This window comes from Variovorax sp. F042 (assembly GCF_057814215.1).
Map to the genome: position 1 here is coordinate 692,231 of NZ_JBVASX010000002.1, position 22,137 is coordinate 714,367.

The window sequence follows — 22,137 nt, forward strand, 5'->3', positions numbered from 1 at the left end:
CTCAGGCGAGACGGAAGCGCGTGTCGCCCAGCGTGTCGAGCCCGAACTGCGCCAGCAACTCGCGCAGCCGCGTCGCCGCACTCGCCTTGCGCTGGCCGGTGTAGCGCGCCAGGATCAGTTCGTTCTTCATGCTGTGCTCCCAGCCGACCAGTTCGGTCACGGTGACGCTGTAGCCGTTGGCTTCGAGATACAGGCAGCGAAGCACGTTGGTGAGCTGGCTGCCGATTTCGCGCGTGTGCAGCGGATGGCGCCACAGCTCGGCCAGCGGCGTGCGCGAAAGCGCCAGCGCCTTGGTTTCGCGCAGGCAGGCGGCCACTTCGGCCTGGCAGCAGGGCACGAGCACCATGCAGCGCGCCTTCTTGGCCAGGCCGAAGGCGATGGCATCGTCGGTGGCGGTGTCGCAGGCGTGCAGCGCGGTGACCACATCGATCTGCTCCGGCAGCTCGCTTGCCTGCGCCGATTCGGCCACGGTGAGATTCAGGAACGACATGCGGTCGAAGCCCAGCCGCTGCGCCAACGCGCGCGAGCGCTCGACCAGTTCGCCGCGCGTCTCGATGCCGTAGACATGGCCGCTGCTGCCCTGCCGCGCCCGGAAGAACAGGTCGTAGATGATGAAGCCGAGGTACGACTTGCCCGCGCCATGATCGGCCAGCGTTGCGCCTGCGCCCTCTTCCGGCAGCTCGCGCAGCAGTTGCTCGATGAACTGGAACAAGTGGTAGACCTGCTTGAGCTTGCGCCGCGAGTCCTGGTTGAGGCGCCCCTCGCGGGTGAGGATGTGCAGTTCCTTGAGCAGCTCGACGGACTGGCCAGGGCGCAGGGCTTCGGCCAGTTCGGCATCAGCCTTGGCGGCCTTGTTCGTCTTCGTCACCGGTTTCGATGCGGCTTTGGTATTCATGGCCTGGCACTCCCGGGGCCGACGTCGAGCGCCGCCCAGCCATCGGACCCCAGCGCTTCGAGCGTGTCGATGTTGCGCTCGAAGATGGCCTCCGCCTCGGGGAACGCTTCGACCGCGCGGCTCACGCTGTCCTCGCGCAGCAGGTGCAGCGTGGGGTATGGCGCGCGGTTGGTGGCGTTGCCGAGGTCGTCGGCTTCGGTGCCGGCGAACTGGAACTGCGGATGAAAGCTCGCCAGCTGGAACACGCCGTCGAAACCGGCGCGCGCAAGCCGGCGTTCGGCACGCGCCGTGAAATCGTTGAAGTCCAGGAAATCGGCCAAGGTATTCGGTGCAATCAGAAGTGTGGTGTCGCGCACGGCGGCGTCGAGCGCTGCGAGGTCTTTGGCTTCGGCCAGTAGCGCGTCCATCAGGTCGGCCGCTTCGGCGGGTTCGTACACGGCGTAGTGGATCTGTGCCTTCACGTGCACGGCTTTTGCGAAGGGGCACAGGTTGAGGCCGATCACCGCGCGTTCGAGCCAGCGCCGCGTGTCGGCTTCGGCCTGGGCGACTGCAATTGTCGTCGGATGGGTCATGCCATCTCCGCCGCAGGGCGAATCCGCCCCAGTCGCCGCGCGATCGCCATGCCGGCCAGCGAACAGGCCAGCGTGGCCGTCCAGGTCCAGTGCCAGCCGCCAACGCGGTGGGCCAGCCACGCCACCGCGGGCGGGGCCAGGAACTGGCCAAGCGACGATGCCTGCTGCATGAGGCCGACGGTCGTCGACACGGTGGTGGGCCCGGGTGCCAGCCGCACTCCCAGAAGGAACAAAGTGGCCGGCACCATGCCACCGCCCAGCGAGAACGCACAGACGGCGATGTAGCGCAGCGCGGGTGGCAGGCCCAAGGCGCCGGCGCCCTGCCCTGCTTGCGCGAAGGCGGCCACGCCGCCCAGCGCCATCGTCAGGAAACCGAGTTGCAGCAGGCGTTCGGGCGCCACGCCGCGCTGCAGCCAGCGGCCACCCGCGATGTTGCCGACGATATTCATCGCGGCCGCGAGCGCGGTGAGCACCGCGTTCCAGGCAGTCGGCACGCCCGCACCCGCATAGATGGCGGGCAGGAAGCCGATGACGGCCATCCACTGCGACGAGTACACGGCGAACGTCAGCGCAACCAGCCAGGGGGCGCGCGCACCGACAGTGGCGCGCAGGCGCGATGACCAGCCTTCGCTGGGCTGGCCTGCCGCCGCCTGGCGGGTGCGATCACCAGGCACGACCGTCCACACCCAGAGCGCAGCACCAGCCGACACGACCGACAGCGCCCACCACCAGCCCGTCCAACCGCCCCAGGCGATCAGGGCGGGCCCAAGCAGCAGCGCAAGGGCCACGCCGAGCGGCATGTAGGCGCCCCAGAGGCCCAGCGCAGCCTTGTCCGCGCCCGGCGGGGTCAAGGCGCGGATCAGCCCCGGTCCCGGCATGACCGCCAGCAGGAAGCCGATGCCTTCGATGCCGCGCAGCAGAAGCAGCCATTGCACGGCGTGCGCGCCGCCATCTGCGCTGGAGCCGACCAGGCCTCCCAGCAGGCTCGCGACCGTCAACACGAACAGCCCCGTCAGCATGCTGCGGCGCAGGCCGATGGTGTCTGCCGCAAGCCCGACCAGCAGCCCCAGGGTCATGCTCGCGACCTGAACCAGTGACAACAGGAATCCCGCCTCGACCAGGCCGATGCCGAGCGATGCCTGCAGCGCCGGAACGGCCGGCGGCAATTTGCCCAGATGCAAGGCCCCGCTGACGCCGCCCAGCAGAACGGCGAAGGCCGCAGCGGGAACGCGCGGACGTGCTGCGACGGAACTCACGCGATCCCCCGGCGGCCGGTGAGCCGCTCGTGCTCGCGCACTGCGAAACGGTCGGTCATGCCGGCGATGTAGTCGGCCACGGCTCGGTGCCTGTCGCCGCGCTCGGCGAAGGAAGTTGGCATTTCGGCACTGCGTTCGAGATAGGCCTCGAACAGCTCCCGCACCACGTCACGCGCCTGATCGGTGGTCTGGGTGACCTGCGGATGCCGATAGAGGTTGTGGAAGAGAAAACGCTTCAGGTCTTCCGACTGGGCCTGCATGGTGCCGCTGAACGCGACGACAGGCGGGGCCTTGCGCACCGCGTCGGCATCGACCGGCGCGAGGGCTTCGAGCGCCGCGCGCGTCGCGTCGATCACGTCGTAGACCTGCGCGCTCAGCATGCGCCGGATGGTTTCGTAGAGCACGCGCCGGCCCTGCAACTGCGGATGCTCGGCAAGCGCCTCGCGGCGATGGCGCTCGAACAGCTCGACCTCGGACAGTTGCTCGACGCTGATGAGCCCCGAGCGCACGCCGTCGTCGATGTCGTGGGCGTTGTAGGCGATGGCGTCGGCGAGGTTGCACAGCTGCGCCTCGAGCCCCGGCTGCGTACGGTCGAGAAACCGCCGGGCCACGCCGTTGGGCTCGGCCGCCTCCAGGCGCTCCGCATTCGCGCGGGAGCAGTGCTTGAGGATGCCCTCGCGGGTCTCGAAGCTGAGATTCAGTCCGTCGTACTGTGGATAGCGGTGCTCCAGCGCATCGACCATACGCAGGCTCTGCAGGTTGTGCTCGAAGCCACCATGCCCGGCCATGCAGTCGTTGAGCGCGTCCTGGCCTGCGTGCCCGAAGGGCGTGTGGCCCAGGTCATGCGCCAGGGCAATCGCCTCGACCAGGTCCTCGTTGATCCGCAGGGCCCGGGCGATCGAACGCCCCAGTTGGGCGACTTCCAGCGAGTGCGTGAGCCGGGTGCGGAACAGGTCGCCCTCGTGGTTCAGGAACACCTGCGTCTTGTAGACCAGCCGGCGAAAGGCCGTGGAATGCACGATGCGGTCGCGGTCGCGCTGGAAGGCATCGCGCGTGGGCGCGGGCGGCTCGGCATGCCGACGGCCGCGCGACTGCGCGGGCAGGCAGGCATAGGCCGCGAGGCTCATCCCGCGCAGCACTGCGCGAGCACTTCGCGCACCAGCGCGTCGGGCGCGCTGCGGACCACGGCGAAGCCGGGTCGGTCGATCACCACGAAGCGGATCTCGCCGGCTTCCGATTTCTTGTCGACGCGCATCAGCTCCAGATAGCGCTCGGCTCCCAGCGCGGGGCCGACGATGGGCAGGCCGGCGCGCTCGATCAGGCGCGTGAGCCGCTCGACGAAGGCGGCATCGACGCCGCCGAGCTGCTGCGACAGGTGCGCTGCCATGACCATGCCGCAGCCGACGGCCTCGCCGTGCAGCCATTCGCCATAGCCGAGGCCCGATTCGATCGCGTGGCCGAAGGTGTGGCCGAAATTGAGGATCGCGCGCAGGCCGGTTTCGCGCTCGTCCTGGCCGACCACCAGCGCTTTGATCTCGCAGCTGCGCTTGACGGCGTAGGCCAGCGCGGCCGGGTCTCTTGCGACGAGGGCCTCGATGTTCGCCTCGATCCAGTCGAAGAACGCCATGTCGTGGATCGGGCCGTACTTGATGACTTCGGCCAAGCCGGCACTCAGTTCACGTGGGGGGAGCGTCTGCAGCGTGGACAGATCGCACACGACGAGCTGCGGCTGGTAGAACGCGCCAATCATGTTCTTGCCGAGCGGGTGGTTGATGGCCGTCTTGCCGCCGACCGAGGAATCGACCTGCGCCAGCAGCGTGGTCGGCACCTGCACGAAAGGCACGCCGCGCATGTAGCTGGCGGCGGCGAAGCCGGTCATGTCGCCCACCACGCCACCGCCCAGGGCGAACAACACGGTCTTGCGGTCGCTGCCATGGCCCAGCAGGTCGTCGAAGATCAGGTTCAGGGTCTGCAGGTTCTTGTAGACCTCGCCGTCGGGCAACTCGAGCAAGTGCACGGTACGGAAACGGCCCGCCAGGGCAGTCTGCAGCGCCTTGGCGTAAAGCGGCGCCACTGTGGTGTTGCTGACGATCAGGGCCGTGGCCGCGGCGGGCGTGACGGCAAAGCTCTGGGGATCGTCCAGCAGGCCGGCACCGATCAGGATCGGGTAACTGCGGTCGCCGAGCTGGATGTCGACGCGTTCTGGCGGAGCGGAAAGTACGGGCAGGGACATGGGCAGCGAGTTTAGGCGCTGCGGCCCGGACAGGCTCAGGCGGGGGGCTCTTCGGGATGGGCGCCCGGCTCGACGACGCCTGCCAATTCGAGCTGCATCACGATGATGTTCACCAGCATGGCGATCGACGGGCGACCGGTATCGACCACATCATGGGCCGTTTCCCGGTAGAACGGGTCGCGCGCATCGTGCAGTTCGCGCAGCCGGCCCAGCGGGTCAGCCACCTGCAGCAGGGGCCGCTTGACGTCGTGGCGCAGGCGCCGGAACAGGTCCTCGGGGGAAGAGCGCAGGTAGATCACGTGGAAGTGATGGCGCAACTGGGTGCGGTTGGCCTCCCGCAGCACGGCGCCGCCTCCGGTCGCCAGCACGCCCTGGGCATTGGCGGCCAGGTCGGCGATCACGGTTTGTTCGAGATCCCGAAAGGCTACTTCGCCCTCGCGCTCGAAGTAATCGCGGATCGAGCAGCCTATGCGCTGCTCGATCACATGATCGGTGTCGATGAACGGGAAGCCCAGCCGCATCCCAAGGCGCCGGCCCACTGCGGATTTTCCGGCGCCGGGCAAGCCGACGAGTGCGACCGCCACGCGGTGGCTGCTACGCCCGCGCGTCAGCGCGCGGCGTTGCGGTCGGTAATCATCTTCGGGGTGATAAAGACGAGCATTTCGGTTTTGTTGGCAACGCGTTCGCGCTTGCGGAACAGTGCCCCCAGGTAGGGCACTTCACCCAGCACCGGCACGCGCGATTCGTCATTGGTTTCGGTGAGTTCGAAGATACCACCGATGACGACCGTGCCGCCGTTCTCCACCAGCACCTCGGTTTGCACGTGCTTGGTGTTGATTGCCGGACCTGCCGAGGTATTCACGCCGCGGGCGTCCTTGCTCACGTCCAGCGTCAGGATGATGTTGCCTTCCGGCGTGATCTGCGGCGTGACTTCGAGCTTCAGCACCGCCTTGCGGAACGAAATCGAGGTAGCACCGCTGGACGTGGCCTGCTGGTACGGGATTTCTTCACCCTGCTCGATCAGCGCCTTGGTCTGGTCGGCCGTGATGACACGGGGGCTGGACACCAGCTTGCCCTTGCCGTCGGCTTCGAGCGCCGAGATTTCGAGGTTCAGCATGCGCGAGAAGCTCGAATTGAAGAGCGAGATCGCGAAGGTGCCCGCCGCGTTGCCGGTACCGCCTGCATCGCCTGCCGGGAGGTTGATGAAGTTGGAATTGGTAAAGGTGCTGGTGACCGTGCTGGCAGCGCCATTGGTACCTGGCGTGACGATGGGCATGACGCCAACGTTGCCATAAGCCCGACTGCCGGCGGACGATGCAAAGCGCTCTCCAGCAATACCGCCGCCCAGCCGCACACCAAGCGACTTGCCAAAGGTGTCGGACGCTTCGACGATCCGGGCTTCGATCAGCACCTGACGAACCGGAATGTCCAGCTTCTGGATCAGCTCGGTCACCTGGGCCAGGCGCGACGGGATGTCCGACACGAAGAGCTGATTCGTGCGCGACTCGGCGATGACGCTGCCGCGGGGGCTCAGGATGCGCGTCGTCGTACCGCCGCCACCGCCCGATGAAGCACCCGTGCCCGTCAACCCCTGCGCAATGGCAATCGCCTTGGTGTAGTTGAGCTGGAACGACTGGGTACGCAGCGGCTCCAGATTCTCGATCGCGGCCTTGGCCTCGAATTCGAGCTTTTCCTTGGCGTTGATTTCATCCTTGGGTGCGATCCACAGCACGCTGCCATTCTTGCGCATGCCCAGGTTCTTCGCCTGCATGATGATGTCGAGAGCCTGATCCCAGGGCACGTCCTTCAGTCGCAGAGTCAGCGCGCCGCTCACCGAGTCCGAGGTCACGATGTTGAAGTTCGTGAAGTCGGCAATCACCTGCAGCAGCGAACGGATTTCGATGTTCTGGAAGTTGAGCGACAGTTTCTCGCCGTTGTAGCCGACGCCTTGCGTCAGCTTGGTCGGATCGACCTTGCGGGCGCGGACTTCGACCACGAACTGGTTCTCGCTCTGGTAGGCGCTGTGCTCCCAGTCGCCCTTGGCTTCGATCGTCATGCGGACACGGTCGCCCGATTGCTGCGAGGTGATCAGCTGGACCGGCGTTCCGAAGTCGGCCACGTCGAGGCGGCGGCGCAGCCCCTCTGGCAGCGTCGACTTGGTGAACTCCACAACGAGGTTCTTGCCCTGCTGCTTGACGTCGACACCGACCTGGTTGTTCGGAAGATCGACGATGACGCGGCCCGTGCTGTCGGCGCCAAGGCGGAAATCGACGTCGCGCAACGGCAACATGTCCCGGTTGCGGTTTTCAGCGAAAGTCGTGGCGGCAGACGTGACAAGCGCCGAACCAGCCACCGGTTCGAGAATGACCAGCAGCGACTTGCCCTGGATCTCGGCCTTGTACGCAGTCGCCTGCTTCAGGTTCAGCACCACCCGGCTGCGCTCACCGGCCTGGACCACGTTCACCGAGCGCAGGTTGCCCTGGTTCACTTCGATGGCAGAGCGGCCGATGGCGTTCGTGACACCCGGAAAATCGAGCGCAATGCGAGCCGGCGTTTGCACGGCAAACCCGGCGGGCACCGCGGTGAGCGGCTGCGCAAGGTCGATGCGGATCACTTCCGCACCGGACTGTGTCGAGCTGGTCACGGCCTCGATGGCGTTTTGCGCATGGGCCACGGCCAATGCACCGAAGGCCAGCAGACCCAGGCCGGCAGCGCGCAGCCACTGTGCCATCGTTGATTTGTTTTGGTTCATTTCGCACTCTCTTGCAGCTGCAGCGTCGCGACGCGTTCGATCCATTCACCGGCGGCGTCTTGCACGATTTCACGCAAGGCGACTTCGGTTTCGTTGATACGGGTAATGCGCCCGTAGTTGAGTCCCAGGTATTCGCCGACGCGCACCTTGTAGAGCAGCTTGTCGACACGGACCAGCGCCACCGGCTGGCCGTTGCGATTCATGCTGCCGACCATCGCCATCGAGTCGAGCGGGAAGGCTTCGAGCGCCTCCTTGCGGCGTGCCAGTTCGGGCGCGATCAGCTCCGACGTGCTCGGCTGGTTCGAGTCGCGGCGCAGTGCCTGCGTCAGCTTCAGGATGTTGAAAGGTTCGAACGACGAGGCCTCGGTGTAGGCCTGCGGCGTGAACTTTTTGGGCTCGGAAATGGGCGGCACCGAAGGCTTCACCTGGGCGCGCTGTTCGGCCATCCAGCGTTGCAGGTCGTCCTGACCCGAGTCGCAGGCACTCAGCCCCAGCGCGGCCATCGTCAGCCACAGTACTTTGGCGGCGATCTTCATTTCTTCGCCTTCGGCGCAGCGGCGCGCTTCTGCGCGGCCCGCTCGTCTTCATCGAGGTAACGGAAGGTGCGTGCGGTGGCGTCCATCGTCAGCACGTCCTTGTCCTTTTGCGGGGTGACGGTGATGTTGTTCAGCGTCACGATGCGCGAGAGGCCGGCGACGTCAGCTGCGAAGGCACCCATGTCGTGGTACCGCCCGGTCACGCGAACAGCGATCGGAAGCTCGGCGTAGTAGTCCTTGACCGATACCTGCCCCGGACGGAACAGCTCGAACTGAAGGCTGCGGCCAAGACCTGCCTGATTGATGTCCGACAGCAGGGCGTCCATTTCAGCCTTGCTGGGCAACTGCTTCTCGAGCAGGGTCACGTACTGCTGCACCTGTTCGCGCTGCTTCTTCAGCAGTTCGAGGTTCGCTGCCTGAGCCACCTTTTTCTGGTAATCGGCCTTGAGTGCAACTTCCTTGGAACGCTCGCTTTCGAGCTCGTCGTTCGAATTGGTCAGCCAGACAAACCACAGGGCGACCAGTACCAGCGCGGTGACCGCCAGGCAGAGCGCGTACCGGGGCACCGACGGCCACATCGACGGATCGTTCGGGTTGAGCCCGCGGAACTGTTCGCCGAAACGCTGCAGTGCAGCGCCGACATCTATTTTTTGGGAGGGGCGATTGCTTGCCATGATCGGTTACCCCTTGGATTGCGCCGTTGCGGCCAAGGCCTTCTCGGCAGCGGCCTTTTGAGCATCGGTGGGGCGCTTCAGGCCAATGCGCATCGTGAAGTTCGCAACGCGGCGCTGGTCGCGCGGATTCAGGTTCACGTTTGCCGAAGTGATTTCGACCAGCTCCGGCTTCACGAGCCATGGGCTGTTGTTGCCCAGGTTGCGCAGCAACTCCGAGACCCGCTCGTTCGACTGGGCCATGCCTTGCAGCGTGACCGTCTGGTTGTCCTGCTTCATGCTGGTCAGGTAGACGCCATCGGGCAGTTGCCGGACCAGTTCGTTGAGCAGGTGCACAGGCAGGTTACGGTCGCCCTGCAGGTCTTCGACGGCCTGCTGGCGCGCGCGCAGCGCTGCGATTTCTTCCTGCAGGGTCGAGATTTCCTTGATCTCGACCTCGAGCTTCTTGATCTCGGCCGAGAGGAAGCTGTTCTTCGATTGCTGCGCCGCGATCTGGGCCTCGAACCAGAGGTAGCCCAAGCCAGCAATCAGAAGACCGAGCACCGCTGCGGCGCCCAATGTGCCAAAGAAAGCCTCGCGCCGCCGCTTGCGTGCAGCTTCGCGGTGCGGAAGCAGATTGATGAGGATCACTGCAGGAACCTCCGCATGGCCAACCCGCAAGAGGTCAGATAGGACGGCGCCTCGCGACGAACCTTCTTCTCGCGGATGTTCGAACTGAAGTCCATGCCGTCGAAGGGATTCAGGAGCGAGCAGGCGAACGAGGTCTGTCGCGTCACGGCGTTGGTCAGGCCCGGCAGCGATGCCGATCCACCCGCCAGCAACACATAGTCGACACGGTTGTGCGGCGTGCTCGTGAAGAAGAACTGGAGCGCACGCGCGATTTCCTGCGCGATGCCTTCCACAAAAGGCTTGAGCACACCGGAACCGTAGTCGTCGGGCAGATCGCCGCTGCGCTTTTTGGCTTCGGCTTCTTCAGCGGAAAAACCGTACTGGCGCACGATCAGTTGCGTAAGCTGGGCGCCGCCGAATGCCTGATCGCGGTCATACAGCACTTCCTGGTTGCGAAGCACCTGCATGCTGGTGGTGAACGCGCCCACTTCGAAGAGCGCCACGATCGAATCCACGCCCTTGCCGGGTAGTTGCTCGATCAGGCGGGCGGTTGCCAGGCGCGATGCATAAGACTCGACGTCGAGGATCATCGCCTTCAGGCCGGCGGCTTCCGCCAAGCCTTCGCGATCCTGCACCTTTTCTTTGCGGGACGCGGCAATCAGCACTTCCACGTCGCCGGCGGACGTGGCGCTCGGCCCCGTGACGCAGAAGTCGAGACTGACTTCGTCCAGCGAGAACGGGATGTACTGGTTGGCTTCGGACTCGACTTGAATCTCGAGCTCCTGCTCGCTCATGCCGCCCGGAAGAATGATCTTCTTGGTGATCACGGCCGACGGCGGCAGTGCAAGCGCCACATTGCGCGTGCGCGTGCCGCTCTTGCGGACGACGCGCCGGACGGCTTCCGCCACTTCGTCGAATTTCTCGACGTTGCCGTCAGTGATCCAGCCACGTTCCAGGGGCTCGATGGCACAGCGCTCCAGGACCAGCTTGCCGCTGGCCTCACGGCCGAGCTCGACCAGCTTGACGCTGGACGAACTGACATCCAGCCCAAGCAGGGGAGCGTTCTGACGACGAAACAATGATCCAAGAGCAGCCAAGTTAAGTCCCTCTCCCCCTGTATTTGTAACCAATAGAAAAATGTGCGTTCGGTTGCATGCTAGCAGCAGGCGTAGCGGCAACCAAGCAGCGCCGGGGGGCAAAACCCTGAAGCGTTGTCAAAACCTGACGTCAAATCCGCATTTTGTAACTTTTGAATTATGGCGATGCAAGGGCAGCAAAGATCGGATCGTGAAAAGAGGACGGCTTTTTATAATGTCCGGTGACTCTCCGGCCCCTCATGCAAGAAACTTCAAGCCCCAAAGGGCCAGCCAAGACCCCTCCCCCCAAGCGCCCGACCTGGCTGAAATGGCTGTTGCGCTTTTTCTTCTGGGGCTTCGGCATTGCCGCGGCCGGTGTGCTGGCGGTGCTTTGCGTGGTGGCGGTGGCTCTTGCCGTCGCGTATCCGAACCTGCCGGACATCAGCGAACTCTCCGACTACCGGCCCAAGCTGCCGCTGCGGGTGTTCTCGGCCGAAGGCACCCTGATCGGCGAATTCGGCGAGGAACGCCGCAATCTCACCCCAATTTCCGCCATTCCCAAGGTCGTGAAAGACGCCGTGCTCGCGGCCGAAGATGCACGCTTCTACGACCACGGCGGCGTGGACTACAAGGGCATGGTGCGCGCGGGCCTGGCCAACATGAATCGCGTGAAGAGCCAGGGCGCGTCGACCATCACGATGCAGGTGGCACGCAACGTCTACCTGAGCTCGGAGAAGACGCTCACCCGCAAGATCTACGAAGTGCTGCTGACCTTCAAGCTGGAGCACCTGCTCACCAAGGATCAGATCTTCGAGATCTACCTGAACCAGATCTACCTCGGTAACCGCGCCTACGGCTTCGCCGCCGCCTCCGAAGCGTATTTCGGCAAGCCGTTGCAAGAACTTACGATCGCACAGGCCGCCATGCTGGCCGGCCTGCCGAAGGCGCCGGGCGCGAACAACCCGGTCAACAACCCGCAACGTGCACGCGGTCGCCAGTTCTACGTGATCGACCGCATGCAGGAAGCCGGCTTCATCACCGCTGAACAGGCCGCCGAAGCCAAGAAGGAAGAACTGCATCTGCGCGATGCCGCCGACCCGAACCGCCTGCACGCCGAATACGTCGCGGAAACCGTGCGCCAGCTGATGTACGCCCAGTACGGCGACAGCACCTACACGCGTGGCCTGAAGGTCTACACCTCGCTGGTCGCGGCCGACCAGGCGGCAGCCTACAAGGCGCTGCGCAAGGGCATCATGGACTACGAGCGCCGCCAGATCTATCGCGGCCCCGAGAAGTTCGTCGATCTGCCGAACGACGCCAAGGAACTCGACGAGGCGGTGGACGACGCACTCAGCGACCACCCCGACAACGGCGACGTGATGGCAGCGGTCGTGCTCAAGGCCACTGCCAAGCAGATCGACGCCGTGCGCGGCAACGGCGACCCAGTGCAGATCACCGGCGACGGTCTCAAGCCTGCGCAGTCCGGCCTCTCCGACAAGGCCCCGCCCAATATCAAGATCCGCCGCGGCGCGGTCATCCGCGTGGTGAAGACGCCCAAGAACACCTGGGAAATCACGCAGCTGCCCGAGGTCGAAGGCGCCTTCGTCGCCATGGATCCGCGCGACGGCGCCATCAAGGCACTGGTCGGCGGTTTCGATTTCGGCAAGAACAAGTTCAACCACGTGACGCAGGCCTGGCGCCAGCCGGGCTCGAGCTTCAAGCCATTCATCTATTCCGCGGCGCTTGAAAAGGGCTTCACCCCGGCCACCGTCATCAACGACGGCCCCCTCTTCTTCGACGCCGGCACCACCGGCGGCCAACCCTGGGAGCCGAAGAACTACGGCGGCGGCTACGACGGCCCGATGTCGATGCGCACCGCGCTCATGAAGTCGAAGAACCTCGTGTCGATCCGCATCCTGCAGTCCATCGGCACGCGCTACGCGCAGGAGTGGATCACCAACTTCGGCTTCGACAAGGACAAGCACCCCGCCTACCTGCCCATGGCACTGGGCGCGGGCTCGGTCACGCCGATGCAGATGGCGGTGGGCTATTCGGTGTTCGCCAACGGCGGCTACCGCGTCAACCCCTACCTCGTGACCCGCATCACCGACCACAAGGACAAGGTGCTGGTCGACAAGCAGCCGCCGCTGCTCAACGAATCGCTGCGCGCCATTCCCCAGCGCAACGCCTTCATCATGGACACGCTGCTGAATTCCGTGGCTCGCGCCGGCACCGCGGCCAAGGCACAGGCCATGCTCAAGCGCCCCGACCTGTACGGCAAGACCGGCACCACCAACGACTCGCTCGATGCCTGGTTCGCCGGCTTCCAGCCGACCATGACGGCCATCTCGTGGATCGGCTACGACACACCGCGCAACCTGGGCGACCGCGAAACCGGCGGCGGCCTGAGCCTGCCGATCTGGATCACCTACATGGAAACCGCCATCAAGGGCGTGCCGGTGACAGAGCTGTCGGCCAACCCGCCTTCAGGCATCGTGAGCGTCGGCGGCGAGTGGTACTACGACGACTATGCGCCGGGACGCGGTGTGGCAAGCCTGGGCGTGGAGTCCACGCCTGCGGCGCCAGCGGAAGCCCTGACCGGCGCCCCGGTGAGCCCGCCGGCCCCGCCCGAGGAGCGCAACCGCATCCTCGATCTTTTCCGCAACTGACGGCGGAGACGCAGAATCAGGCAGCCGCGAACGCCAGCGGCTGGCCTGCCTGCAGGGTCGCCTCGCGCGACAGGTTGCCGAAGAATTCTTCCCCGGTCTTGGTATCGACCCAGGCTTGGCCGTTATGGCGGTAGTGGTAGCCGCCAGAGCGCGCGGCAAGCCAGATTTCCTGCAGGGGCTTTTGCAGATTCACGATCAACTGACTGCCATTGCGGAACGAAATCGTGATCATCCCGCCCACCCTCTGGTTGTCGATGTCAGCGTCGGTCGCATCGTTGATGCGGTCGCAGCCTTGCTCGATGGCGGCGAGCGCGGCTTCGGCGCGGTCCATGTACTCGGTGTCGGTCATTACAATTTCGCTATGTTGAACGTTCGCCAAATTCTAGTGAGCACCCGCGCCCGCGCTGCGCTCATGGTCTGCCTCGTCGCAGGCGCTGCCGGTCTGGTTGCTTGCGGACAGCGCGGTGCGCTGTACCTGCCGACCGATCCTGCCGCCGCCGGACGAGCCACGTTGCCGCAGCTGATGACACCCGAAAGCTTGCGGTCGTCATCCTCCTCCAGCGAGGCTGCGCCCGCACCAGCGGCTGCCGCAAGTGCACCGGCCAGCAACAGCACGGAACCGCGCAAGTGAGCGCCGATATCACATCCCCCGCCCTCCCCGGCCAGCCGCACATCGCAGAACGCGATGGCGCACTGCACGTCGAAGGCGTTGCGCTCGACGCGCTGGCCCGCGAGCACGGCACCCCTCTTTTCGTCTACTCGAAGCAGTGGATGCTGGATGCCCTGGCGGCCTACCAGCGCGGCTTCGAGGGTCGCGATGCACTGATTTGCTATGCGATGAAAGCCAATTCGTCGCTCGGCGTGCTGCGCGTTTTCGCGGAAGCAGGCTGCGGCTTCGACATCGTCTCGGGCGGCGAACTGGCTCGTGTGCTGGCCGTGGGCGCCGATCCGAAGAAGATCATCTTCTCCGGTGTCGGTAAGACCCGCGCCGAAATGCGTCAGGCCCTCGCCGCCGGCATCGCCTGCTTCAACGTCGAGAGCGAAGCCGAACTCGACGTGCTCAACGAAATGGCGGTGGCCGAAGGCAAGCGCGCGCCCATCAGCATTCGCATCAATCCGAACGTCGATCCGAAGACGCATCCGTACATCTCCACCGGCCTCAAGGGCAACAAGTTCGGCATCGCGCATGATCGCGCGGTCGAAGCCTACCGACATGCTGCAAGGCTGCCGGGCCTGGAAGTGGTCGGTATCGACTGCCACATCGGCTCGCAGATCACCGAAGCCTCGCCCTACCTCGACGCCTGCGATCGCGTGCTCGACCTGGTCGAGGCAATCGAAGCGGCCGGCGTGCCGATCCATCATCTGGACTTCGGCGGCGGCCTGGGCATCGACTACAACGGCGAAGTGCCGCCCAAGGCCGATGCGCTGTGGCAGCAGTTGCTCGCCAAGCTGGACGCGCGCGGCTTCGGCCAGCGCAAACTGGTGATCGAGCCCGGCCGCTCGCTGGTCGGCAATGCCGGCGTGTGCGTGACCGAGGTGCTCTACACCAAGCCCGGCGAGGACAAGAACTTCTGCATCGTCGACGCGGCCATGAACGACCTGCCGCGCCCCGCGATGTACCAGGCCTTCCAGCGCATCGTGCCAGTGCGCACGCGCGCTGGCGACGCGCCGACCTACGACGTGGTCGGCCCGGTCTGCGAAAGCGGCGACTGGATCGGCCGCGACCGCGCGCTCAACGTGGTGGCGGGCGACCTGCTGGCGGTGCTGTCGGCGGGCGCGTACTGCATGAGCATGTCCAGCAACTACAACACGCGCGGCCGTGCCGCCGAGGTGCTGGTAAGTGGCGCCAGCGCCAGGCTGATCCGCCGCCGCGAGACGATGGAAGACCAGCTGCGCAGCGAGATCGACGGCTGATTGCCGTCTGTCAGTTGGTGCGCAGCGGCTTCTCGCTGTTGCGCACCGCGCCTGTTGCCCCTGCTGCCGACTTCGCCTTGCGCTTGCTCGCAAAATTCCACACGCGCCACGCAAGCAGCACCCCGATGATCGCAACGTAAATGAACACTTCGGCGAAGTTGTTCTTGCCCGCGCGCATCCAGAAGAAGTGCAGCAAGCCCAGGCCCGCGATCACGTAGACCAGCTTGTGCAGCATCTGCCAGCGCTTCGCCCCCATCGCCTTGATCGCGCGATTGAACGACGTGGCCGCCAGCGGCGTCAGCAGCACGAAGGCCGAGAAGCCCACCAGGATGAACGGCCGCTTCGCGATGTCCTTGGCGATATCGCCCCACTCGAAACCCATGTCGAACCAGCTGTAGCACAGCAGGTGCAGCACCACGTAGAAGTAGGCGAACAGGCCCAGCATGCGCCGGTAGCGCGCAAGCGCGTTCCACTTGCTGATGACGCGCAGTGGCGTCACTACCAGCACGATGCAGATGAAGCGCAGCGTCCAGTCGCCGGTGGCGCGGATCAGGAACTCGGCAGGGTTGGCGCCGAGCCCGTCCGTGAACGCGCCGTAGGCCAGCCGCGCGAACGGCAGCAGGCACAGCAAGAAGATGACCGGCTTGGTCGCCGGATGCATGAGCAGCTTGTTCATGGAGCGATGGCCGGGTGCAGAGGCAAGCTCAGTAGTTCTTCTTCAGGTCCATGCCCGCATAGAGCTGGCCGACCTGGGCTTCGTAGCCATTGAACATCTCGGTCTTGCGCCGCTTGGCGAACAGGCCGCCGCCGTCGCCGATGCGGCGCTCGGTCGCCTGGCTCCAGCGCGGGTGGTCGACGTTCGGGTTCACGTTCGAATAGAAGCCGTACTCGTTGGCCGCAGCCTTGTTCCACGCCGTGCTCGGTTCCTTTTCGACGAAGCGGATCTTCACGATCGACTTGGCCGACTTGAAGCCGTACTTCCACGGCACCACCAGGCGCACCGGCGCGCCGTTCTGGTTGGGCAGCACCTCGCCGTACATGCCGAAGGCAAGCAGCGTGAGCGGATGCATCGCTTCGTCCATGCGCAGGCCTTCGGCATAGGGCCAGTCGAGCACGCGCGAGCCCACGAAGGGCATGGTCTTGGGGTCGGCCAGCGTCACGAACTCGACGAACTTGGCATTGCCCTGCGGCTCGACCTTCTTGATCAGCTCGGCCAGCGAATAGCCGACCCACGGAATGACCATCGACCAGCCTTCGACACATCGCAGGCGGTAGATGCGCTCTTCCTGCGCGCTGAGCTTGAGCAGGTCTTCGATGCCGTACTTGCCCGGCTTCTTGACCAGGCCTTCGACCTCCACGGTCCACGGCCGCGTCTTCAGCGTGCCGGCGTTCTTGGCCGGATCGGCCTTGTCGGTGCCGAACTCGTAGTAGTTGTTGTAGGTCGACGCGTCCTTGTAGTCGGTGAGCTTTTCCATCGACATGGCCCCCGGCACCGCCGACTTGGCGCCCGGCAGCGGCGCGAGCTTGTTGGGGCGCTCGGCCTGAGCCCACGCTTCGCGCGAGGCAAAACCGGCCAGCGCCGCCCCTGCCGCGCCACCAGCCATGAGCTTCAGCATGTCGCGCCGGCTTTCGTAGGCGGCGCGCGGCGTGATCTCGCTCGACAGCGGGTGGGTGAAGCCGTTGTCGCTGCTGCTGTTGCGACGGATCGGGCGGGAATGGAACGACATGACAGGCCTTTCGCGTGAATCGTTGTGCTCAGGGTAGTTCGTGACCAGCCCTGATTTGGTTACGCGCCGTCGCGGCGCGCGGTTTCAATTCTTCGCGAAAGACCGCAAGCTTGCGTCTACAGCGTGCCGTAGCTGTGCAACCCGCTCAGGAACATGTTCACGCCAAGGAAGGCGAAAGTGGTGACCGCCAGCCCGCCCAGTGCCCACCAGGCCGCCACGGTGCCGCGCAGGCCCTTCACGAGCCGCATGTGCAGCCAGGCCGCGTAGTTGAGCCAGACGATCAGCGCCCAGGTTTCCTTCGGGTCCCAGCTCCAGTAGCCGCCCCAGGCATCGGCCGCCCACAGGGCGCCCAGCACGGTGGCGATGGTGAAGAAGGCGAAGCCGACGGTGATCGACTTGTACATGACGTCGTCGAGCACGTCGTTGGCCGGCAGGCGCGCCGCGATGCGCTTGCGCCCCAGCAGGATGCCCGCCGCAATCAACGCCGAGATGCCCGCATAGACCACCCAGTAGCTGCCGCCAGCTTCCTGCACGCGCTGGCGGAACGCCACCGGCACGAAGCACAGCGCCACGCCCAGCAGCCAGATCGGCGTGAGCTTGTACCAGCGCGTCTCGTTGGCCTGCTCCTTGATGAGGTAGGCGAAGGCGACCATGGCCGACAGCGCGAAGGTGCCGTAACCGATGAAGTTGGCCGGCACGTGCAGCTTCATCCACCAGCTCTGCAGCGCAGGCACCAGCGGCTGGATTTCATGCGCCTCGCGCACGATCGTGTACCAGAGCAGAAAGCCGACCGCTGCGCTGACGACCAGCATCACGAAGGCGCCGAGCGCGCGCGTGTTGTAGCGCTCTTCGAAGTAAAGGTAGAACGTGGCCGTCAGCCAGCAGAACAGCACGAACACTTCGTACAGGTTGCTGACCGGGATGTGGCCGATGTCCGGGCCGAGCAGGTGGCTTTCGTACCAGCGCACCATGGTGCCGATCAGCGCCATCGTCACTGCAGCCCAGGTCAGGCGCGAGCCGATCATGTCGAAAGCATCCGACTGCTTGCCGCCGAAGAAGCCGAGCCAGTAGAACAGCGTGCCCATGAAGAAAAGCACGCTCATCCAGAGGATGGCCGACTGGCTCGACAAAAAGTACTTGAGCCAGAACACCGTGTCGGCGCGTGCCAGGTCGCCCTGGTAGGACGCGATGGCCAGCAGCGACGCCGCGGCCACCACGATGGCCAGCACGCGCAACGGCCGCCAGAACCAGCCGATGGAGATCATCGCGATCACCGCGGCGACGAGGATCGGCTTCTCGTAATAGTCCATCGACCCCGCATAGCGCGTGAAGGCGAACAGGCCGCCGGCCAGCACCAGCGCCGCAAACACCCAGTCGAACAGGTTGCGGCGCGAGAGCCAGCTTTCATTGAGCGTGAGGGTCGTGGTGTTCATGGTGTCTCGGGTTCTGTCTTGTTCAGGGCGAGCAGCTTGTGCTTGAGGTGCTCGAATTCGCGGTCGCTGTCCATGGTCTTGCGATTGACCGAGAACGCCATCGTGGCCGCCGTGGCACCGTCGGTCCCGTTGCCATCGGGCGTCAGCCACACCCAGAGGCGCCGCTCACGGACGTACAGCATGGCAAAAATCCCGACGATCAGCAACAGACAGCCCAGATAGACGACGTTCTTGCCAGGGGCGCGCGCCACCTGGAACACGCTGGCCTGCACCTGGGTGAAGTCGGTCATCATCATCGCGACCGGGGCCGGGTAGAAGTGCGCGTCGCTGATGGCCAGCACGGCCTGGGTCAGGTAGGCCTGCGACTTCTCGTCGTTCGGCAGCGCGGCCAGGCCGGCGCCTTCGCGGCTCAGGTTGAGCACTTCGAACAGCACATCGTTCAGGATGCGCACCAGCACGCCGCCTGCGCGCTCGCGCTCGGCCTCGGGCACGTTGACTTCCATGAACTCTGCAATCGCCTGCCAGCCGCCTACGGTGGTGGCGTCGGCCTTGGCACGCTCGCTGCCCGAGAACAGCGCCAGCGCGCGCGCGGCCGACACGCGCAGCTGCTCGGCCATTTCAGGACGCTTGGGGTCGGTCGCCTTGGCGATGTAGCGCTCGATGGCACGCGCGCGGGTGTCGGCGTCGCCGAGTGCGGCGCGCATGCGCACGAAACCATCCATCGAGCCCTGCTCGTCGGCCGGCACGCGCAGGTAGCGGAACGGGTCTTCGGGCTTCTCGCGCATGCCGAGCAGGAACACCGGCTGGCCGTCGCCGGTGTCGACCGGCACCATGTAGTTTTGATACTCGCGCGCCTGGCCGGCAGCATCGCGCAGCTTGTAGCCGATGCTCGGGCCGATGTTGCGCAGCACCTTCGGCTTGTTGGTCTTGTTGGCGGCGCCCAGGCGCGATTCGATGTCGTGGCGCAGGTCGACCTTGCGCACGTCGGCGCCGCTGCCCATGGCGCCGGCGTCGGCGAAGTTCTCGACGTTGATCACGCGCAGCGCAGCGTATTCGAGCGTGAGCTTGTCCTTGCCGTTGGTGATCTCGGTGCTCGGGCCGCCGATGATGCCTTCCACTTCGAAAGACTTGGCAGCGGCCGCCATCGGCACTGCCTTGAGCTTCACCTTGGAGCCGCCATCGTCGAAGCTCGACTGGTAGATCTCCACGCCCTTGTAGCTGGCCGGGTGGTTGACCTCGATGCGCGCCGGCACCTGCTCGCCGGTCTCGCGGTCGTGCAGCACCACCTCGCTCGCAAACAGCTTGGGCATGCCGGTCGAGTAGTAGTCGACGATGAACTTCTTCAGCTCGATGGAGAACGGCAGCTCCTGCAGCAGCACGCCGTCGGACTGGTTCAGGATGGCCACGCTGCCCTGCCCGCCCTCGGGCACGAGGATGTTGCCGCGGAAGGTCGGGTTGCTGGCGGACAGGCGGTGCTCCGGCGCCACGTCGGCGATCATGCCGCCGCCGGTGAACACGCTCTTGCCGTTGAACCAGGTCTGCGCGCGCACCACGAGGTCGCCGTCGAGCAGGCCGCCGATGCACACCAGCACGATCGCGCTGTGGGCCGCGATGTAGCCGAGCTTGTGCGCGCCGCCGGCGCGCGCCGCGACCATCCAGCCTGCGGAGGTCGGCCGGCTGCCATCGACGGCCTCGCGCTGCTGCAGCTTGACCTTCCAGCCGCCGCTCACCAACAGTTGCCCGATGCGGTTGGCCGCTGCTTCGGGCGTTTCACCGAGCCGGTTCTCAGCACGCTGGCCGAAGGCCTTCAGGCTCTGCGCACGGATGTCTTCCTTGAAGGTCTTGAGGTCGACCAGGATGCGCGGCGTGTTGCGCGCAATGCACAGCGTGGTGCTGATCACGAGGAACAGCAGGATCAGCAGGAACCACCAGGCGCTGTAGATGGAGTCGAGCCGCGCCGCGCGGAACAGTTCGGCCCAGAACGGACCGAACTGGTTGATGTAGTTGTTGATCGGCTCGTGCTGCTTGAGCACGGTGCCGATGATCGACGCGATGCAGATGATGGTGAGCAGCGCGATCGCGAAGCGCATCGACGAAAACAGCTCCACCGCAGCGCGAAGCATGTGCGGGCCGCGATGAACGCGAAGGCCATGGGTGGAGACGGACATCGGGCGAAGGTAAGGGAAGAAGGGAAGAAAGCAAAAAGGCGGGCCATCCTGCTGGATCGGCCCGCCCTTTGTTTGGGGTTGTTGTCGGCGGTTAGTTCACGCTCTGGAGCGCATCGTCATCAGCGCAAGCCGGCGATGTAGTCCGCCACGGCGGCAATTTCGCGGTCGTTGAGCTTGGCAGCGACGCCGGTCATGGGGCCGCTGTTGGTACGCACGGGGGTACCGTCACCACGGAAGGCCTTGAGCTGGGCCACGGTGTAGTCGGCGTTCTGGCCGCCCAGGCGCGGGTATTGAGCGGGCAAGCCGGCGCCGTTGGGGCTGTGGCAGCCGGCGCAGGCGGGGATGGAGCGCTCACCGATACCACCGCGGTAGATCTTCTCGCCCAAGGCCACGGTGTCCTTGCTCTTCGAGAAGCCGGTCTTGACCTTCTTCGAGGCCACGAACCAGGCGATGTCGCGCATGTCCTGGTCGCTGAGGTTCGCGGCCATGGGACTCATGACGCTGTTCTTGCGCTTGCCGGACTTGAAGTCTTCCAGCTGCTTGAGGATGTATTCGGGATGCTGTTGCGCCAGCTTGGGGTTGGCCGCGATGGTCGAGTTGCCGTCGGCGTTGTGGCACGAGGCGCAGCTCTGCACTGTTGGAGTGCTCGCATTGAACAGCGTGTCCCCCTTGGCGGGGTCCGGCTTGGCCGGTTTTGCAGGCGCCGCGGCCGGAGCAGCCGCGTGTTCATCGGCTGCAAAACTCGCGCTGGATGCGATGCCCACGAGGGCTGCAAGCAGAATATTGGCAAACAACTTCATATCGGGGGCTTCGAATTTATGGCGCAAAACCTCACGATTCTACAATGTGGGTCTTGTTTCGAAAGTCCGTAGATGCCCTCCCCGCGCGCCAAGCCCGCTGCCTATCCTCCCCGCGCGGCCCCCGCCGCGGACCCCCAGGTCGCTGAACGCGAGCGCGTTGCGCTCGGCTGGCTGCACACCGCCCACTTCCTCACCAGCGCCCCCCAGCTGGAGCATCTGCCCCCCGTCGACCTGCCCGAGATCGCCTTCGTCGGCCGCTCCAACGCAGGCAAGTCGACCGCCATCAACACCCTCACGCAGCAGACGCGCCTGGCCTTCGCCTCCAAGACGCCGGGCCGCACCCAGCACATCAACCTGTTCGGCATCGGCAAGCAGAAGGTAGACGACGCGGTGCTGGCCGACCTGCCCGGCTACGGCTATGCGGCCGTTCCGCGCGAAGCCAAGCTGCGCTGGCAGCGCGTGATGGGCAACTACCTGATGACGCGCGAAAGCCTGCGCGGCGTGGTGCTGATGTGCGACCCGCGCCATGGCCTGACCGAGCTCGACGAGATCCTGCTCGACGTGATCCGCCCGCGCGTGGAACAGGGCCTCAAGTTCCTCGTGCTGCTGACCAAGTCCGACAAGCTCACGCGCAGCGAAGCCGCCAAGGTGCTGTCCATTACGCGACTGAACGCCGGCGGCGGCGAGGTGAAACTGTTCTCGGCTTTGAAGAAGCAGGGCGTTGGCGAAGCAGCCGAGCTGCTGTGGCGCTGGGTGCATCCGGATGGGGCTGCCGCACCGGCAACGCCATCGGAGCCACCGGCGGAGCCAGAAGAGGCCTGATCAC

The 22,137-nt window shown here is 65.4% G+C and carries 21 protein-coding genes; 4 read left to right on the plus strand and 17 right to left on the minus strand.

What is annotated here, in order from left to right; all coding sequences use genetic code 11:
• Position 1: 1 nt before the first annotated feature.
• Genes ACZYSP_RS11740 through ACZYSP_RS11790 form a run of 11 tightly spaced genes read right to left on the minus strand, consistent with a single transcriptional unit; the run spans position 2 to position 10,621 of the window.
• Positions 2-895 (minus strand): class I SAM-dependent methyltransferase, encoded by an 894-nt coding sequence (locus ACZYSP_RS11740; protein WP_354337420.1) that lies wholly within the window; start codon positions 893-895, stop codon positions 2-4.
• Positions 892-1,467, minus strand: a complete 576-nt coding sequence (locus tag ACZYSP_RS11745) for a DUF1415 domain-containing protein (RefSeq protein WP_489014236.1) — start codon at positions 1,465-1,467, stop codon at positions 892-894. Before ACZYSP_RS11745 ends, ACZYSP_RS11740 begins: the two co-directional genes overlap by 4 nt.
• Complete coding sequence (locus ACZYSP_RS11750) at positions 1,464-2,723, minus strand: MFS transporter (RefSeq protein WP_489014238.1); 1,260 nt, start codon at positions 2,721-2,723, stop codon at positions 1,464-1,466. The genes ACZYSP_RS11745 and ACZYSP_RS11750 overlap by 4 nt, the downstream gene beginning before the upstream one ends.
• The gene (locus tag ACZYSP_RS11755; protein WP_489014523.1) at positions 2,720-3,850 is read right to left on the minus strand and encodes a deoxyguanosinetriphosphate triphosphohydrolase; all 1,131 of its coding nucleotides are present in this window, start codon (positions 3,848-3,850) and stop codon (positions 2,720-2,722) included. The genes ACZYSP_RS11750 and ACZYSP_RS11755 overlap by 4 nt, the downstream gene beginning before the upstream one ends.
• The gene (aroB, locus tag ACZYSP_RS11760; RefSeq protein ID WP_489014240.1) at positions 3,847-4,956 is read right to left on the minus strand and encodes a 3-dehydroquinate synthase; all 1,110 of its coding nucleotides are present in this window, start codon (positions 4,954-4,956) and stop codon (positions 3,847-3,849) included. Before aroB ends, ACZYSP_RS11755 begins: the two co-directional genes overlap by 4 nt.
• A gap of 35 nt (positions 4,957-4,991) precedes the next feature.
• Positions 4,992-5,540, minus strand: coding sequence for a shikimate kinase (locus ACZYSP_RS11765; RefSeq protein WP_489014242.1), 549 nt, complete (start codon positions 5,538-5,540; stop codon positions 4,992-4,994).
• Between the two features lie 23 nt (positions 5,541-5,563).
• The gene (locus ACZYSP_RS11770) at positions 5,564-7,708 is read right to left on the minus strand and encodes a type IV pilus secretin PilQ (RefSeq protein WP_489014244.1); all 2,145 of its coding nucleotides are present in this window, start codon (positions 7,706-7,708) and stop codon (positions 5,564-5,566) included.
• Entirely contained in the window at positions 7,705-8,244 is a 540-nt protein-coding gene (locus ACZYSP_RS11775; protein WP_093048542.1) for a pilus assembly protein PilP, read from the minus strand. Before ACZYSP_RS11775 ends, ACZYSP_RS11770 begins: the two co-directional genes overlap by 4 nt.
• Positions 8,241-8,918 (minus strand): type IV pilus inner membrane component PilO, encoded by a 678-nt coding sequence (locus ACZYSP_RS11780; protein ID WP_489014246.1) that lies wholly within the window; start codon positions 8,916-8,918, stop codon positions 8,241-8,243. Before ACZYSP_RS11780 ends, ACZYSP_RS11775 begins: the two co-directional genes overlap by 4 nt.
• 6 nt (positions 8,919-8,924) lie before the next feature.
• On the minus strand, positions 8,925-9,545 hold the full coding sequence (locus tag ACZYSP_RS11785) for a PilN domain-containing protein (protein WP_093048536.1): 621 nt from the start codon (positions 9,543-9,545) through the stop codon (positions 8,925-8,927).
• The gene (locus tag ACZYSP_RS11790; protein ID WP_093048533.1) at positions 9,542-10,621 is read right to left on the minus strand and encodes a pilus assembly protein PilM; all 1,080 of its coding nucleotides are present in this window, start codon (positions 10,619-10,621) and stop codon (positions 9,542-9,544) included. The genes ACZYSP_RS11785 and ACZYSP_RS11790 overlap by 4 nt, the downstream gene beginning before the upstream one ends.
• 239 nt (positions 10,622-10,860) lie before the next feature.
• Between ACZYSP_RS11790 and ACZYSP_RS11795 the strand changes: the two genes are divergently transcribed.
• On the plus strand, positions 10,861-13,269 hold the full coding sequence (locus tag ACZYSP_RS11795; protein WP_093048530.1) for a penicillin-binding protein 1A: 2,409 nt from the start codon (positions 10,861-10,863) through the stop codon (positions 13,267-13,269).
• A 16-nt stretch (positions 13,270-13,285) separates the two neighbouring features.
• On the opposite strand, the gene cyaY is transcribed toward ACZYSP_RS11795, so the two are convergent.
• The gene (gene cyaY, locus ACZYSP_RS11800) at positions 13,286-13,618 is read right to left on the minus strand and encodes an iron donor protein CyaY (RefSeq protein ID WP_093172500.1); all 333 of its coding nucleotides are present in this window, start codon (positions 13,616-13,618) and stop codon (positions 13,286-13,288) included.
• A gap of 63 nt (positions 13,619-13,681) precedes the next feature.
• Between cyaY and lptM the strand changes: the two genes are divergently transcribed.
• A complete protein-coding gene (gene lptM / locus ACZYSP_RS11805) occupies positions 13,682-13,900 on the plus strand; it encodes an LPS translocon maturation chaperone LptM (protein WP_256330706.1) in 219 nt (72 codons plus the stop codon).
• Positions 13,897-15,183, plus strand: a complete 1,287-nt coding sequence (gene lysA / locus ACZYSP_RS11810) for a diaminopimelate decarboxylase (protein ID WP_489014249.1) — start codon at positions 13,897-13,899, stop codon at positions 15,181-15,183. Before lptM ends, lysA begins: the two co-directional genes overlap by 4 nt.
• 10 nt (positions 15,184-15,193) lie before the next feature.
• On the opposite strand, the gene msrQ is transcribed toward lysA, so the two are convergent.
• The 5 genes from msrQ to ACZYSP_RS11835 form a co-directional block, all read right to left on the minus strand.
• Positions 15,194-15,859 (minus strand): protein-methionine-sulfoxide reductase heme-binding subunit MsrQ, encoded by a 666-nt coding sequence (gene msrQ / locus ACZYSP_RS11815; protein WP_489014251.1) that lies wholly within the window; start codon positions 15,857-15,859, stop codon positions 15,194-15,196.
• 28 nt (positions 15,860-15,887) lie between these two features.
• Entirely contained in the window at positions 15,888-16,910 is a 1,023-nt protein-coding gene (msrP, locus tag ACZYSP_RS11820) for a protein-methionine-sulfoxide reductase catalytic subunit MsrP (protein ID WP_489014253.1), read from the minus strand.
• Positions 16,911-17,026: 116 nt separating this feature from the next.
• Positions 17,027-18,343 carry a c-type cytochrome biogenesis protein CcsB gene (gene ccsB / locus ACZYSP_RS11825; RefSeq protein WP_489014255.1) on the minus strand — a complete coding sequence of 439 codons (1,317 nt, stop codon included), beginning with the start codon at positions 18,341-18,343 and terminating at the stop codon, positions 17,027-17,029.
• Entirely contained in the window at positions 18,340-20,511 is a 2,172-nt protein-coding gene (locus ACZYSP_RS11830) for a cytochrome c biogenesis protein ResB (RefSeq protein ID WP_093048509.1), read from the minus strand. The genes ccsB and ACZYSP_RS11830 overlap by 4 nt, the downstream gene beginning before the upstream one ends.
• 119 nt (positions 20,512-20,630) lie before the next feature.
• Positions 20,631-21,311, minus strand: a complete 681-nt coding sequence (locus ACZYSP_RS11835; protein ID WP_093075895.1) for a c-type cytochrome — start codon at positions 21,309-21,311, stop codon at positions 20,631-20,633.
• Positions 21,312-21,383: 72 nt separating this feature from the next.
• Between ACZYSP_RS11835 and yihA the strand changes: the two genes are divergently transcribed.
• Positions 21,384-22,133: a ribosome biogenesis GTP-binding protein YihA/YsxC gene (yihA, locus tag ACZYSP_RS11840; protein WP_093048504.1), complete on the plus strand. Its 750-nt coding sequence runs from the start codon at positions 21,384-21,386 to the stop codon at positions 22,131-22,133.
• Positions 22,134-22,137: the final 4 nt, after the last annotated feature.